The 14,545-nt window shown below is 69.5% G+C and carries 10 protein-coding genes; 3 read left to right on the forward strand and 7 right to left on the reverse strand.

The genetic code is table 11. The features are described 5' to 3' along the window. Positions 1 to 154 precede the first annotated feature (154 nt). Both ACYVF7_RS24005 and ACYVF7_RS24010 read left to right on the forward strand, forming a co-directional pair. On the forward strand, positions 155 to 3,076 hold the full coding sequence (locus ACYVF7_RS24005; RefSeq protein WP_460344719.1) for an AfsR/SARP family transcriptional regulator: 2,922 nt from the start codon (positions 155 to 157) through the stop codon (positions 3,074 to 3,076). Positions 3,077 to 3,189: 113 nt separating this feature from the next. Next, the gene (locus tag ACYVF7_RS24010) at positions 3,190 to 4,965 is read left to right on the forward strand and encodes an alkaline phosphatase family protein (protein ID WP_460344722.1); all 1,776 of its coding nucleotides are present in this window, start codon (positions 3,190 to 3,192) and stop codon (positions 4,963 to 4,965) included. Positions 4,966 to 4,986: 21 nt separating this feature from the next. Here the strand turns inward: ACYVF7_RS24010 and ACYVF7_RS24015 are convergent, their stop codons facing one another. Continuing rightward, positions 4,987 to 5,832 (reverse strand): alpha/beta fold hydrolase, encoded by an 846-nt coding sequence (locus ACYVF7_RS24015; protein WP_460344725.1) that lies wholly within the window; start codon positions 5,830 to 5,832, stop codon positions 4,987 to 4,989. Positions 5,833 to 5,843: 11 nt separating this feature from the next. Beyond that, positions 5,844 to 6,803: an alpha/beta hydrolase gene (locus tag ACYVF7_RS24020; protein WP_460344728.1), complete on the reverse strand. Its 960-nt coding sequence runs from the start codon at positions 6,801 to 6,803 to the stop codon at positions 5,844 to 5,846. 166 nt (positions 6,804 to 6,969) lie between these two features. Between ACYVF7_RS24020 and ACYVF7_RS24025 the strand changes: the two genes are divergently transcribed. Then, a complete protein-coding gene (locus ACYVF7_RS24025) occupies positions 6,970 to 7,632 on the forward strand; it encodes a TetR/AcrR family transcriptional regulator (RefSeq protein ID WP_460344731.1) in 663 nt (220 codons plus the stop codon). Positions 7,633 to 7,717: 85 nt separating this feature from the next. Here ACYVF7_RS24025 and ACYVF7_RS24030 read toward each other — a convergent pair whose 3' ends face one another. From ACYVF7_RS24030 to ACYVF7_RS24050, 5 genes are all read right to left on the reverse strand, one after another. Further along, positions 7,718 to 9,421: a RecQ family ATP-dependent DNA helicase gene (locus ACYVF7_RS24030; RefSeq protein WP_460344734.1), complete on the reverse strand. Its 1,704-nt coding sequence runs from the start codon at positions 9,419 to 9,421 to the stop codon at positions 7,718 to 7,720. A gap of 109 nt (positions 9,422 to 9,530) precedes the next feature. After that, complete coding sequence (locus ACYVF7_RS24035) at positions 9,531 to 10,535, reverse strand: ketoacyl-ACP synthase III family protein (RefSeq protein ID WP_460344737.1); 1,005 nt, start codon at positions 10,533 to 10,535, stop codon at positions 9,531 to 9,533. A 76-nt stretch (positions 10,536 to 10,611) separates the two neighbouring features. Beyond that, complete coding sequence (locus ACYVF7_RS24040) at positions 10,612 to 12,249, reverse strand: FAD-dependent monooxygenase (protein ID WP_460344740.1); 1,638 nt, start codon at positions 12,247 to 12,249, stop codon at positions 10,612 to 10,614. Continuing rightward, on the reverse strand, positions 12,246 to 13,445 hold the full coding sequence (locus tag ACYVF7_RS24045) for a cytochrome P450 (protein WP_460344743.1): 1,200 nt from the start codon (positions 13,443 to 13,445) through the stop codon (positions 12,246 to 12,248). Before ACYVF7_RS24045 ends, ACYVF7_RS24040 begins: the two co-directional genes overlap by 4 nt. Positions 13,446 to 13,470: 25 nt before the next feature. Further along, entirely contained in the window at positions 13,471 to 14,409 is a 939-nt protein-coding gene (locus ACYVF7_RS24050; RefSeq protein ID WP_460344746.1) for a ketoacyl-ACP synthase III family protein, read from the reverse strand. Between the last annotated feature and the right edge of the window lie 136 nt (positions 14,410 to 14,545).

A 14,545-nucleotide genomic window follows, 5' to 3' on the forward strand; every position in this document is an offset into this window, starting at 1 on the left:
CTGCCTTTCTGAAACTTCATCTCTTCTCCCGTCGCTCGGACAAAAGCGACGCTATGGACATGGGTCCGTCGGCCGTCCTAGATTCGTCCTAGTGCGAGGTCGGCCGGGGGATCGGCGCTGGTCGTCGAGTGCCGGGGGGGACATGAGATTCGGCGTGCTGGGGCCGTTACACGCGCAGATCACCGGGCGTGAGGTCCGGTTCGACGGACCGCGGCAGGCCAAGATGCTGGCCGCGCTTCTGGTCGACGCCAACAACCTCGTCGCCACCGAACGGCTCGTCGCGGTGATGTGGGACGGGAAAGCACCTGCCACCGCGGTCCGTCAGGTTCAGGACGCTGTCTCGGGGCTGCGCCGCAACCTCGCCGCGTGCGGAGCACCCCGCTCGTTGATCAGCACGCGGCGTGGCGGCTACCAGATCCACCTGACCCCGGATCAGCTCGACCTGCTGGAGTTCGACCACGAGCGGCACCTCGCCGAACGGCACGAGGTCCCGTTCGAGACGGCTGTGGCGCTGCGGCGCGCGCTGACCTGCTGGCGCGGTGACGCCCTGGTCGACATCTCCAGCCGGGTCCTGGAGCTCGATGCGGCACGGCTGAACGACAAGCGCGCGGCCACGCACAAACGGTGCCTGAGCATCGAACTGGACCTGGGGCGTCATCGTGAGGTCGTCGAGGAGCTGACCGCCCTGTTAGGCGAGCATCCCTACGACGAGCAGGTCGCAGAACACCTGATGGTCGCCCTCTACCGGTGCCGGCGACAGGGCGAGGCGCTGCAGGTGTACGAGCGGCTGCGCCGGACACTGGCCGGCGAACTCGGCGTCGACCCCACCCCGCCGATCCAGGCGTTGCATCTGCGCATCCTGGCCGCCGATCCCGCCCTGGCGGTCCCTGTCCCGGTGAGCGCTCCCTCGGACACACGACCGGAAGGTCCTACCACGGCGGCCACCGAACCGGTCATGGCGATGCCAGTGCGCCAACTGCCGCTCGACGTACCCGACTTCGTGGGTCGAGCCGACGCGCTGGCCGAGGTCGCCCGATTGCTCGACGGGTCGGCGCCGAACCGGGCCCCGGTGGCCGTCATCGTGGGCGGTCCCGGTGTCGGCAAGTCCTGTCTGGTGACGCACGCCGCGCGGCTGGCGAGCGCCACCTTCCCCGACGGCCAGCTCTACCTCAACCTCGCCGCGACATCGGATGAGCCGCGAGACCCGGCGCTGATGCTGGCCGAGGCGCTGCGTGCACTTTCGATCGCCGGCAGCGCGATCCCGAACGGCCTGTCCGAACGGGCCGCGCTCTACCGTTCGTTGCTGGTGGACCGCCGGATGCTGGTGGTGCTGGACGATGCCGGTCACGCCGATCAAGTGCTGCCGTTGCTGCCCGGGGCCGACGGCTGTGCCGTGTTGATCACCAGCCGCACTCTGCTGACGCAACTTCCCGGCGCCCGGCACATCGACCTGGACGTGCTGAGCCCGGCAGAGGCGCGGGAGTTGTTCACCCGCATCGTCGGGCGGCAGCGGGTCGAGCGGGAACCGGCGGAGGCCGACGCGATCCTCGACTGCTGCGGCAACCTGCCGCTGGCGATCCGGATCGCCGGCGCCAAGCTCACCGGCCGCCCGGCCTGGTCGCTGCGGGTGCTGCGGGAACGGATCGAGGATGAGTCCCGGCGGCTGGCCGAGCTGAGGATCGGGGATCTCAGCGTGCGAACCAGCGTCGAACTGAGCTTGCGGCTGCTGCCGCCCGACGCGGTGCGCGCGCTGAGCCTGCTGGGTCTGCTCGGCGCCTACACCCTGCCCGGCTGGGTGGTCGGCCCGCTGCTGGACCGCTCGGACGCCGAGGAGGTGCTGGACACCCTCGTCGACGCCAGCCTGGTGCGGCTCACCTCCACCGACGCCATCGGCCAGCCGCGCTACCGGCTGCACGACCTGATCAGGACCTGTGCGGTGGAGATCGCCGCCCAGCTGCCGGCGACGGACAAGCGGGACGCGATTGTCCGGGTGCTGTCAGTCTGGCTCGATCTGGCCGGGCGCGGCACCGATCGGCTGCCGGCCGGGCTGCTGGTCGGCGAGCCCGGTTCGGCGCCGCGCCTGTCGCTGCCCGACGCGGTCGTGGACCGGCTGATGGCCGACCCCTTCGGCTGGTTCGACGCGGAACGCGACACCCTGCTCGGCGCGGTGAAACTGGCCGTGGACTGGGGACTGGACGAGTTGGCCTGGGAGCTGGCGGCCGGCCCGGTGACCTACTACGACCACCGGTGCCTGTATCAGGACTGGGAGCACGGGCACCGGCTCGCGTTGGACGCGGCCGAGGCCGCCGGCAACGTGCGCGGCGCATCGGTGCTGCTGCGCGGCCTTGGCCAGCTGCACATCTACCGAGACGAGTTCGGCGGGGCGACCCGTGCCCTGGAGTCCTCCGTCGGGCTGTGCCAGGACGGCGGGGACAAGCGCGGCGAGGCGTTGTCGGTGGCGATGCTGGGCACGGTCAGCCGGGTGCAGGGCCGTGACGACGAAGCCGTCGAGCGTATCGAGCAGGCGTTGGCCATCGCGGTCGGTCAGGGCGACCGGCACCTCGAAGCGCAACTGTTCTGTTCGATGGCCGTGATGCGGCTCATGCAGGGCGACCTCGACGAGGCGGAGTCCTGGTTCGACGAGGCCTTGCGCCAGGCCAGGGCGCTCGACGACGGGCATCGGGTGGCGGTCGTGCTGCGGCGGTTCAGCCGGCTGCACGATCGGCGCGGTGATCCGGACGAGGCGCTGCGCTGCCTGTGGCAGGCGTTGGCCACCTTCGAGAAACTGGCCGACGAGCGGTGCGCCGCGTACACGCTGCTGGAAGTCGGCCGCGTGTACGCCGGTCAGCATGACCGGGACCGGGCGAGCCCGGCGTTGGAGCGCGCGGCGGACCTGTTCCACCGGCACGGCGACCGTCAGGACGAGGCCACGTGCTGGCAACTCATCGGCGACCTGGACGCCGCCGCCGGCGTCGACGACCTGGCGCGCCGGCACCGAGGGCGGGCGCTGCGGCTGTGGCAGACGATCGGCGACATCAACCAGACGAAGGCTCCAGCGCGACCATCATCGCCGTGACCTGGTGCGGTGAGTCCGGCAGCCGAGGTAACCCGAAACTTCTTCTGGTATTAGGGTGCAATTGGGGATTGGCTGTCAGTGTCGAGGGCCGGTGAGGCGGTGGAGGGAACGCGATGCTGAAGCGTTTGCTGATGGCGTTGGTCGTGGTGGCGGCGGCACTGGCCGGGGTGACGTCCGCGTCCGCGGCGACCAGTTCGCTGAGCCTGGACAAGAGCTCGTACGTGCAGGGGCAGGCGATCGTCGCCTCCTACACCGCGGCCCAGGTGAGCTCGACGAACTGGGTCGGGATCTACAAGCCGGGCCAGACGCCGGGAAGTGTGGCGTCCACGATGTGGAGTTACGCGCCGAACGCGTCGGGGAGTGTCAGCTTCGCGACCGATTCGCTGGCGACCGGCAGCTACGTCGCCTACCTCCTCTACAACGACGGGTACACGGTCCTCGCGGGGCCGCAGCCGTTCACCGTGACGGCTCCCTCCGGCGGCACCAACCTGATCGTGAACGGCGACGCCGAGTCGGGTGACCCGTCCACCAGCGGGTACGACAGCGTGACGCTGCCCGGTTGGACGGTCACCGGAACCCCCACGGCGGTCTCGTACAGCGTCGGAGCGGGCTTTCCCACCTCCTCCACGCCCGGCCCGTCCAACCGGGGCGGCGCGTTCTTCGCGGGCGGGCCGGTGGGCAGCGGATCGCTCACCCAGACCGTGGACGTGTCGAGCGCCGCGAGTCAGGTCGACGGCGGCGGCGTGACGTACTCGCTGTCCGGCTGGCTCGGCGGCTACGCCGGTGAGACGTCGTCGGCGACGGTGAAGCTCACGTTCCGGAACGCGGGCGGATCGTCGCTCGGCACGGGTCAGATCGGGCCGGTCACCGCCTCGGACCGCGGTAACGCGACATCCCTACTTCAGCGCGCGGCGTCCGGTGGCGTGCCGTCCGGAACCCGGAGCATCGCGGTCGTCGTCGCGCTCACCGGCGATCCGGCGCGCGACACGGCGAACAAGTACAACGACGCGTACGCCGACAGCCTGTCCCTCAGCCTGACCGGCGCCTCGGTCACTCCGGGCACGCTCACGCCACCGCCGTCCAGCGTCCCGGGCTTCGACCACGTGTTCTTCACCGTTCTGGAGAACCGGGCGTACGACCAGGTCATCGGCAACGGCGCCGCCCCCTACCTGAGCGGCCTCGCGGGCGACAACGTCACGCTCGCCCAGTCGTACGGCGTGGTGCACCCGAGCGACCCGAACTACATGGCCGTCGCGGGCGGCAGCACGTTCGGCTACACCAGCAATCCGTTCCCGTCCGACATCGGCAAGATCGATGCCCCGCACATCGGCGACCGGATCGAGAGTGTCGGCAAGACGTGGCGCTCGTACGTCGAGGACATGGGGACGCCGTGCAACTCCACCAAGAACGGCAACTACGACCCCGACGACGTGCCGTTCTGGTTCTTCAAGGACCTCATGCCGGTGGGCGGCACCCGGTGCCAGGACAAGATCCAGCCGATCACCAGACTCTGGACCGACCTGGGATCGGCCGCGACCACGCCGAACTTCGTCTGGTTCGAGCCGAACAGCTGCAACAGCATGCACAACTGCGACACCGCGACGGGCGACACCTGGTTCCGGAACAACATGTCGAAGATCTTCAACTCGCCGGCCTGGACCCAGCAGCGCTCCCTGCTGATCATCACGTTCGACGAGGACGACGACGCGCACGCCCAGCGCATCCCGACGATCGTGGTGGGCTCGCCCGGCACGACCAGGACCGGGTATCGGTCCGACGTCCACTACACGCACTACAGCATGCTGCGGACGATGGAGAGCGCGCTCGGCCTGGCCACCCTGACCAGGAACGACAAGTACGCCGTACCGCTCAACGACGTGTGGCGGTGACACCAGGGCGGCCAGAACACATCAGCATCTGGATGCGTGGGTGAAGTCCCGGATGAGCTGAGCGAGTATCTCCGGCCGGTCCAGGGGGATGAGGGTATAGGCGTCGTCCACTTCGACCAGTTGTCCTTGCGGGAGGAGTTCGGCGAGGCGGCGGCCGTGTTCGGGTGGCATCACGCGGTCTTCGCTCGCCCAGACCACGAGGGCGGGGCGGTCGAAGCCCGGCAGGCGTTCGGCCGCGCCGAGCAGGAAGTCGGCGTCTGAGGCCGCCGCCCGCAGTGTCCGCACGGCGTCGCGGCGGATCTCGGGCTGTGTCATGACCGGCTTCATCCACCGGGCGGTGGCGGCGTCTCCCCGTTTGGTCAGCCATCCGAACGCGATCGGGAGCCGCCGCACCGGCCGGAGCCGCATCTGCTGCATGAACAGCCCGAACATCCGAGGCGGGAGCTTGCCGGTGAGCACGAGCGTCTTGCCTGTCAGCCCTGGCGGGAAGTTGTCGAACGCGTCGCATGAGGCGAGCACGACCCGTCCGACGCGCGCGGCACCGTCACACATGAGCAACTGGGCGAGCGCCCCGCCCGTGTCATTGCCGACGAGGGTGACGTCATGCAGGTCGAGACGGTCCAGGAACTCCGCGACCAGCCGAGCCGTCCCGGGCAGTGACAGGTCCGCGTCGGGGCGCATCGCGTGACGATGCGCCCCGAGCGGCAGCGTCGGTGCCACGCACCGGTGATCGGCGGACAGATCGGCGATCGGCCCGTCCCACAGCGAGGCGTCCATCATCAACCCGTGCAACAGCACGAGCACGGGCCCATCGCCGCCGGTGTCCTCGTATTCGATCGTCCCAGCGGACAGCTCGATCTCTTTCACCTTCCCGCGCCTCAGTGCCGCGCGGAATCAGCGTGCGCGGGGCGATCCACTCGCGCGGGATCGAGCAGGTGCCGGCGCAGGAAGGACAGCTGGGCCTCGACGGCCTGCTCGTGCTTCTCCAGGAATGGGGCGTAATGCCGGCCGGATATCCGGACGAGCTCCCCGCGGGGAGCGCGGCTCGCCGCCCGGACGCATGGCTCGACGGGCGATACCTGATCCTGGTCGCAGACGAAGACGAGCAGCGGACACCGCACCTTGGACACGTCGCGGCCGGGCCGGTAGAGAGTGAGGCGGAGCGCGGAACGGGCGGCGACCATCTTTGTCCAGTCCGGGTACCTGTCCGCACGCAGCGCCCGATCACCGTCGAGGGTGTCCGGTGTCGAGAGCATCACGACGGTCCCCGGTTTCCCGGTAAGCGGCACCAGCCGCGGAGGGCGCCCCACGAGACTGCCGAGGGCATCGAGAACGGCCCGGCCGGTGAACCGCAACATCGCGAGTGGCTTCTGGTGACGTACGGCGTTGCGGCCGGCGGCCGAACCGTCGGGGTTCGGTGTCTGCGCGATCGCCGCGCCAAGCTGCGGGTTACGCGCCGCGACGCGGAAGACGTGACCACCGGAGGCGGAGAAGGCCCAGACCGCGAGCCTGGCCCGATCGACTCCCGGCAGAGTCCCGGCGAAGTCGATCGCGGCCTGCCAGTCCCCGAGCTGATCCCGCACAGGGAAGACCAGGCGCGGCTCCCCGCCACTCTCCCCAAGACGGCGGTAGTCGAAGGCGAGGACCGCGAACCCGGCATCGTTGAATCGCTTCGCGAACAGGTCGGTGGCCGGCCCCTTGGGTACCGCGAACCCCCCGGCCATGATCACGCAGGCACCGTTGGTGCCCGGGTAATACCAGGCGGCGCACTCGGTGTCGCCGCTGGTGAAGCGAACCTTCTCCCGCTCCACGGACTTGGTCGCGTGTTGTTCGGTCATCTGGGGTCGTCCTCCTTGCTCATGGGCGCCTTCCCGATTCAGCCGGTCGAGCGGACCCGTATCGTGAGGCACCACTCAGGTTCGTTGATTCGGACTGTAGCACCAACATGAGGCACTCCTCACTATCGGCTAAGTGAGGGGTGCCTCACATCGATATCCTGGGATCATGTCGCCATCCGCCGAAGAGCCCGCCGCCCTGGCCAGACCGCGGCGTCGTGATGCGCAGCGCAACCGGGAACGCTTCATCGCCGCCGCTCAGGCCGCGTTCGCGGAGCACGGCGTCGACGCCTCCCTGGAACAGATCGCCCGCGACGTCGGCCTGGCGATCGGCACGCTGTACCGGCACTTCCCCACACGCGTCGATCTGCTACTGGCGGCCTTCGAGCCCAAGCTGCAGCAGTTCGTCGAGACCGCCGAACACGCCCTGGCCATGGACGATGCCTGGGAAGGCTTCTGCGTCTTCCTCGAATCGCTGTTCGGGATGCAGGCCGGCGACCGCGGATTCAACGACCTGGTCTCGATGCGCTTCCCGGCCAGCGAACGCACCGAGGCAATGCACGACCGGCTCTACCACCTCATCGAGAAGATCCTGCGCCGCGCCCAGCAGTACGGCGACGTGCGCTCGGACCTCACCGAGGCCGACATCATCACCCTGGTCTGGGCAAACGGCCGCATCATCGAGGCCACCCGCCACACCGCACCACAAGCCTGGCGGCGCAACCTGCATCTCATGATCGATGCGTTCCGGGCCGCGAACCGGCACGAACTGCCGGAACCTCCGCTGACAGGGGAGCAGCTCTACGCGGCCATGGTCCACCTGAGCGGCTAACAGAACGGCCAGGTCGACGGCGCCACCCGCCTCGACCGGCAGACATCCCCGGCCGCCGCTGCCGGGCGTTGGAAGGAGCCGACGGCTACGGCGCCGGTCTCGCCGCGTTCTGGGACGCCGCCCGGGAGGTTCCGCTCTCCGGCGCGAGTGTCAGCAGGGAGTCGCGCTTGACCGCGTCCAGGGAGAGCGTCTTGTAGCCGATCTCCTCGAACAGCACGGTGATCCGGTCGGGTTCGGCGCGCATGACCGTCCCCGGACCCCACGCCTTGTGCACCACCTCGGAGTGGACCGGGAATGGACCGTCGACCCGCGTCGTGTCGACCGCCCCCGCGACGCAGTTGTCGCAGTTGTCGCAGGTCTTCGTCGTACGGGGCTCGCCGAAGTACTCCAGCAGATAGCGGCGGCGGCACCCGGTGGTCTCGGCGTAGCCGCGCATCATGTCGATACGCGAGTCGTCCACCCGGCGGCGGCTCTCGTCCAGCTCCATCGCGTCGGCGGCGGCCTGCTTGGGAGCGGGCCCCCGCTCGGCGTACCGCAGGTCTCCCCGGCCGCTCACCTCCACCGCCTTGGTGTGCTGGAGCAGGTTCACGAGAGAGGTCAGCTTGGACGGGCCGATGCCCAGCGTGTCGCGTACGGCGAGCGGCTTCACGGTGCCGCCGTGCTCGTGGAGCAGGACGGCGAGCCGGAGCAGCATCTCCTCGTCCGGCCGGCCGCTGGCGAAGAACCGGCGCAGGCCGAGGTCCTCCGACCGGTAGTACAGGACGGCTTCGGCCGGCTCGCCGTCGCGGCCGGCCCGGCCGATCTCCTGGTAGTAGGAGTCCGGCGACTCGGGCGGGGCACTGTGCAGGACGTAGCGCACATTCGGCTTGTCGATCCCCATGCCGAAGGCGGAGGTGGCCACGACGACGTCGAGCCCGTCCTCGGAGAACAACGTGTGCACCCGCTCGCGTTCGGACGCCTTCATCCCCGCGTGATAGGCCTCCGCGTGCAGCCCGGCCTCGGTCAGCTCTTTGGCGTACGCCGTGGCGTCGCGGCGTGTCGCGACGTACACCAGGCCGAGCCCGGACCGTTCGGCGGCGTCCGCGACGAGCGCGCGCCTCTTGGTGCTCTCCTCGGCGAACCGGCGGACCCGCAGCGCGATGTTGGGCCGGTCGAAGCCCCGGATGACCTGGTGGACGTCGCGGAGGCCGAGTACCTCCACGATGTCCTCGCGTACGGGCGGCGACGCGGTCGCGGTCAGCGCGATCACCGGGGGGTGGCCGAGGAGTTCGATGACCCGGCCGAGCCCGAGGTAGTCGGGCCGGAAGTCATGCCCCCAGGCCGAGACGCAGTGCGCCTCGTCGATCGCGATCAGCGAGGGTCGCGCCGCGGCGAGCCGGTCCACGACATCGGGCTTGGCGAGCTGCTCGGGGGAGAGGAAGACGTACTCGGCCTTACCGGCCCGGATCTGCTCCAGAGAGGCCTCGCTCGAGCCCGCGCGCTGCGCGGAGTTGATGACGACGGCGCCGCCCGCGTTCCGCTCGGCGAGCGAGAGCATCTGGTCCCGCTGCAGGGCGATCAACGGTGAGATCACGATGGTCGGGCCGTCGAGCAACTGGGCCGGGACCTGATAGGTCGCGGACTTGCCGCTGCCGGTCGGCATGACGACGAGTACGTCGTGCCCCTGAAGGAGGGGCTGCATCGCCTCCGTCTGCCCGGGCCGCAGCCGCCGCCAGTCGAAGACCTCCCTCGCCGTCCGCTGAAGACGCCGCCGAGCCGTAAACCGGCCCAACCCATTGCGAATTCCCATCCAGCGCCCTCCCTGACGGCACGTGTCGTTCGGCCCCCAGGACCGCGGCTCGATCATCCAACCAGGTCCGTACGACGGCCGGTGCCCGCTTTGCCGGTGTATGTGCGTCTCAACCGTGCCGCGCCCTGTCGGGCCGACGTGGAGGCTCTTCGAGAATCCGGACGACGGCCGCGGCGATGGTGGTCCCGGCGCCGAACCCGACCATGAGCAGATGGTCACCCCGGGCGAGCCGCCCGGTCTCGAGGAGGTGGTCAAGGGCGACGAACTGGTCGGCGGCGCCGAGGTGGCCCACCGTACGGCCGAACTCCCAGGTCGACTGGGACATGCTGAGGCCCAGCCAATTGACCCCACGCCACTCGATGTCGTCGCGGCGGACGTGCGGGAACGCCACCCGCTTGACGTCGCCGAGCGCCACGCCGGCCTCCGTCAGGGTCTGCTCGACGACCTCGAGCATCGCCTTCTGGACCGTGAACAGCGGTCCCGTCCCCTGGTTCGCAAGCAGCTCTTGACGGAATCGCTCGTTGCGGGCGCCGAAGTCCAGCTCCCTGCCGATGGTCGCGTCCGGAGGGAACAGCGGATCGCTGCCCTGGTTGACCGCCTCGGCCTCGGGGACCGTGACCAGATTGACCGACAGCAACTCCGCGAACCCGGGTTCGGTGCCGAGAAGGGCGGCGCACGCGGCGTCTCCCATGACGACCCCGGGGATCATTCGCCATCGGTTCACCAGTCGCGTACCGAAGTTGTCGGCGGAGACCAGCAGCGCCGTCCGGCGCGCCGAGTCGGCGCGCAGATAACTCGCCGCGAGCTCGAGGGAACTGAACATCCCGCTGCACCCGTGCTTGACCTCGACCGCGAGAACGTCGCCACCGACGAGATGCTGCTGCAGGTAGTACTGCGGTTGCCAACCCTCCGGGCCCTGGTGCCAGACATCGGAGTACAGCAGCAGGTCCAGGTCCGTCGGGCGCTCCGCACAGCGCGAGAACGCATCGCGCGCCGCCCGCAGGGCCATCTCCGGTGCCGGGACGTCTCCGGCGACCGCGGCGCCGGCCACCTGGAAGACCTCAACCTCCTCGGCCGGGTACAGACCGCGTTCGACGGCGGTTTCGATGCTCACCGTCTCCGGCAGATACACCCCGATGCTTCGCAGAAAAAGTCCATTCGTGCGCATGGCGTCCTCTCGGCAGGCGTGCTCACACCGCTTCGTGGCCGACGGTCCGGGGACGGTCGGAGACTCCGGTGATGTGCAGGAGTGCGTCCCGGAGGGACCTCCGCGGATCGGGCACTGCGCCGCGCCCCCGCCAGGCGACGAAACCATCCGGGCGGATCAGAATCGCGCCGTCGTCCTGGATCCCGCAGCGTGCGGTCCACGCGGTCCGGCCGTCCGGATCGGCGATGCCCCGGATCTGGTGCGTGGAAAGGGGGATCGGGAGTTCTCCGGCGATCCGCTGAGCGGCGTCCGCCCAGCGCGAGGTCGTCGCGCGGGATGTCAGAAGCATGAAGCCCCGGCCGACCAGGTCCAGAATCGGTTTCCTGCCGCTTGGATGCGACACGACGATATTCGGCACTCGGGTTCCGGGTTCTCCGCTCGGCGACTCCAGCCCGTCTGGCGCGAGGTCTCCGCACTCGGCGTCGGGGATGACCGCGTCCGATCGATAGCGGTAGTAGCCGCCGTAGAGCGCCGAGATGTCGCGTTCCATCGCCTCGTCGCGCCGGCCGCTGAAGAAGGCCCGCATCCGGTCGGCGGAGATCCGCACCGTCCGCTCCGCTACCGGGCGGCGCTCGGCGTCATAGGTCGCGAGCAGCGAAGCGGGAGCCCAGCCGTTGGTCACCGCGGCGAGCTTCCAGGAGAGGTTGTCCGCGTCCTGAACACCGGTGTTGCCGCCGGACCCGGCCCAGGGCCCCATGAGATGGGCGGCGTCCCCGGCCAGGAACACCCGGCCGCGCTGGAGGACATCCGCCGCCAGTGCCTGGTCACGCCACGGCACCGCCGTCACCAGGTCGATCCGCAGATCCGGAAGGCCGGTGGCCAGGCGCACCAGGTCGCGGCATCCCGCCTCGGTGAAACTCTCAGGCCAGCGGACGGCGCCGTCGTCGCAGGACACGTTGAGCTGCCAGCGCCGGTCGTCGCGGGCCGTGAGATGCCCGCCGACCGTACGGAGAAAGCATGACGTCACGCGGCGGTCGCGGAGTGCCGGGCGCAGATCGGCACGGAAGACGATGCTGACGTTCAGCCCGAACTCGCCCGGGCCGCTCAGGCCGATATCGAGCACCTCGCGCACCCGGCTCCGCGCGCCGTCCGCGCCCACCAGGTAGGAGCCCCTCAACGTGCGACGTTTCCCGGTCACCCGATCCCGGACGGTCGCGGTGACCGAGCCGAAGTGTTCCGTCAGCCCGACGAGTTCGGTGTTGTCGTGGATCCGTACGCCCAGGCTCTCGGCATGCCGCCGAAGGAGCGGCTCCAGCCGATCCTGATCGACGATGCAGCCCTCGATCGGACTCACGCCCTCGATGGCGGACCGCTCGTGCGTGAAGTACACCAGATTCAGCTCGTCGTCGGACAGGGTGTCGGCATCGCCCAGGCCACCGGACTGGAACGTGTGCTGGGCCAGCGCCCGGATGTCACGCTCGAGCCCCGCCGCCCGAAAGATCTCCATGCTGCGGGGTGACAGGCTGCGCGACCGCGGAAAGGGAGCGGTGCCCGCGTGTTTTTCGACCACGACGCACGGCACGCCCCAGCGGCCCAGCAGTACAGCCGTGGTCAGGCCGGCGAGGCCGCCGCCCGCGACAAGGACCGGGAGCACGGGGCGCATGTCCCTCTCGGACGTCACCAGGTCACCGGCAGTTCGTCGACGCCGAAGGCCACTCTTCGGCCGTACGTCGTGATCTGTTCGGGTGGTGCCGCCAGGCGCAGGTTCGGGAACCGGGCGAACAGGGCCGTCAGGCCGATCCGCAACTCGGCACGGGCAAGCTGCTGACCGATGCACTGATGCACGCCGTGGCCGAAGGCCACATGTCTGACGGCCGAACGGGTGAGGTCCAGCGCGTCCGGTTCGGGGACGCACTCGGTGTCACGGTTGGCGGCGGGCAGGGACAGCACGACGGTCTCGCCGGCGCTGATGATCCGGCCCGCCAGCTCCACGTCGACGAGAGCGGTCCGGCGAGCGTCGAACTGGATGATCGACAGATAGCGCAGCAGCTCCTCCACCGCACTGTCGGCGAGCGCCGGGTCGGCGGCGAACGCGGCGCGCTGGTCCGGATGGCACAACAGCGCATATGTCGCGAGCGCCAGCATGCTCGTGGTCGGGATGAGGCCGGGCGCCAGCAGCACCAACCCAACGTTGGCGATCTCCTCCTCGCTCAGCTCGCCGTCCGCCAGCAGAGCGCTGAGCAGGTCGTCGGCCGGTTCGGCCCGCTTGCGCGCGACCACCTCACGCATGTACGGAACCAGGGCCGCCATCGCGGCGTTCACCTGGGCCGTGGTGGTGTCGAAGTCCTGAAGTACGCCGATCGGCGACTGGAAGCGCCGACGTTCCTCGGACGGCACGCCGAGCAACCGGCAGATGATCACCAGGGGGAGCGGGCCCGCGAACGCCGCCACCAGGTCGGCCGGTGCTCCGGTTCGCGCCATCTCGTCGAGATGTTCCTCTGCGGCCTGCCGTATCCGCGGCTCCAACCGCTGTATCCGGCGCGTGCTGAAGAAGCCGCCGAGTAGCCGCCGGTACCGCGAGTGGTCTGGAGGATCGAGATGGATGAAGATCCCTGGTTCGGCAGGAGTCAGCTCCTGCCGCGCGCGCTCCCCGCCGACCGGCAGGTGCAGCAGCTCCTTACGCGCGCTGAAGCGTTGGTCGGACAGTACGGCACGCACCAGGGAGTGACTGGTCACCAGCCACCCGAGATGCCCGTCCGGAAACGCCAGCCGGCTCAGTGGCCGCCGCTCACGAAGGGCGCCGAACTCCTCGGGCAGGACGAACGGACTGGGGCGGACCAGGGGCAAGAACGGGGAGGCGTCAGTCGGCATTCTCATTTGCATCCTCCTCAGAACGCGAAGTTCAGACCCATGAAGGGGTCTCGAGGATCTTGACCACGGCGCTGGAGACGATGACGCCGGGTCCGGTGCCGAGCAGCAGAACGTGATCGCCGGCACGCAGTTCGCCCGTCTCGAGCAGATGGTTCAGCGCGATGATCTGATCGCTGGCGCCGCAGTGACCGACAGTTCGGCCGAACTCCCAGGTCGACTTCGACATGGGCAGGTCCAGTGCCGCCATGCAACGCTGTTCGACGATCTCGCGCGAGTAGTTCATAAAGGCCACGCGGGCGATGGCATCGACCGTGATCCCGCTTTCGGACAGGACCTGATCGATGATCGCCATCAGCTGACGCTGGATGTCCAGCAGAGCCGCGGTGCCACCGCCCTCGGCGATCGTCTGGCGCCGGAACTCCGCATTCCGGGCGCCGAAATCAAGAGATCGGCCGACGGTCACGCCAGGCGGAAAGAGAGGTTCTCCGCCGCGATGCAGTTGTTCCGCCTCGGCGACGGTACTCGAGCAGACCGACAGCAACTGGGCGAAGCCCGGCTCTTTGCCGAGAACGAGGGCGCTGCCGGCATCGCCGCCGACGAACCCCGGCCCCATCCGCCATCGATTCATCAGAGGAGTTCCGTAGTTGTCGGCGGAGACCAGCAGCGCGGACCGTCGCTCCGAGGTGGCTCGCAGGTAGCTCGCCGCGAGCTCGAGCGCGGTGAACATGCCGTTGCAGCCCTGCCGTACCTCTACCGCGAAGACATCGCCGCCGGTCAGGTGGCGCTGCAGATGAGCGTGCGGCGGCCAACCGTCCGGTCCCTGATGCCAGGTGTCCGCGTACAGCAACAGGTCCAGGTCCGCCGGATCGTGCCCACCACGCGTGAGCGCGCTCCTTGCCGCCCGCAGCGCCATCTCCGGCGCCGGAACGTCTCCCGCCACCGCGGCCCCGGCCAACTCGTGCAGCTCCACCTCATCGGCGGAGTACAGCCCCTGCCGGACGGCCCAGCCGATGCTGACCAGCTCCGGAAGATGGACTCCGACCCCGCTGATGAACATGTCCGCCGTCTGCACGCTGCGCTCCTCGATCATGCGACATGACGATCTG

Source organism: Actinoallomurus acanthiterrae (genome assembly GCF_054775715.1).

Excerpts from the sequence above, each read along its gene's own strand:
- ACYVF7_RS24030 (WP_460344734.1), bottom strand. The coding sequence starts at position 9,421 with ATGGGAATTCGCAATGGGTTGGGCCGGTTTACGGCTCGGCGGCGTCTT.
- ACYVF7_RS24025 (WP_460344731.1), top strand. The coding sequence starts at position 6,970 with ATGTCGCCATCCGCCGAAGAGCCCGCCGCCCTGGCCAGACCGCGGCGT.
- ACYVF7_RS24020 (WP_460344728.1), bottom strand. The coding sequence starts at position 6,803 with ATGACCGAACAACACGCGACCAAGTCCGTGGAGCGGGAGAAGGTTCGC.
- ACYVF7_RS24010 (WP_460344722.1), top strand. The coding sequence starts at position 3,190 with ATGCTGAAGCGTTTGCTGATGGCGTTGGTCGTGGTGGCGGCGGCACTG.
- ACYVF7_RS24045 (WP_460344743.1), bottom strand. The coding sequence starts at position 13,445 with ATGAGAATGCCGACTGACGCCTCCCCGTTCTTGCCCCTGGTCCGCCCC.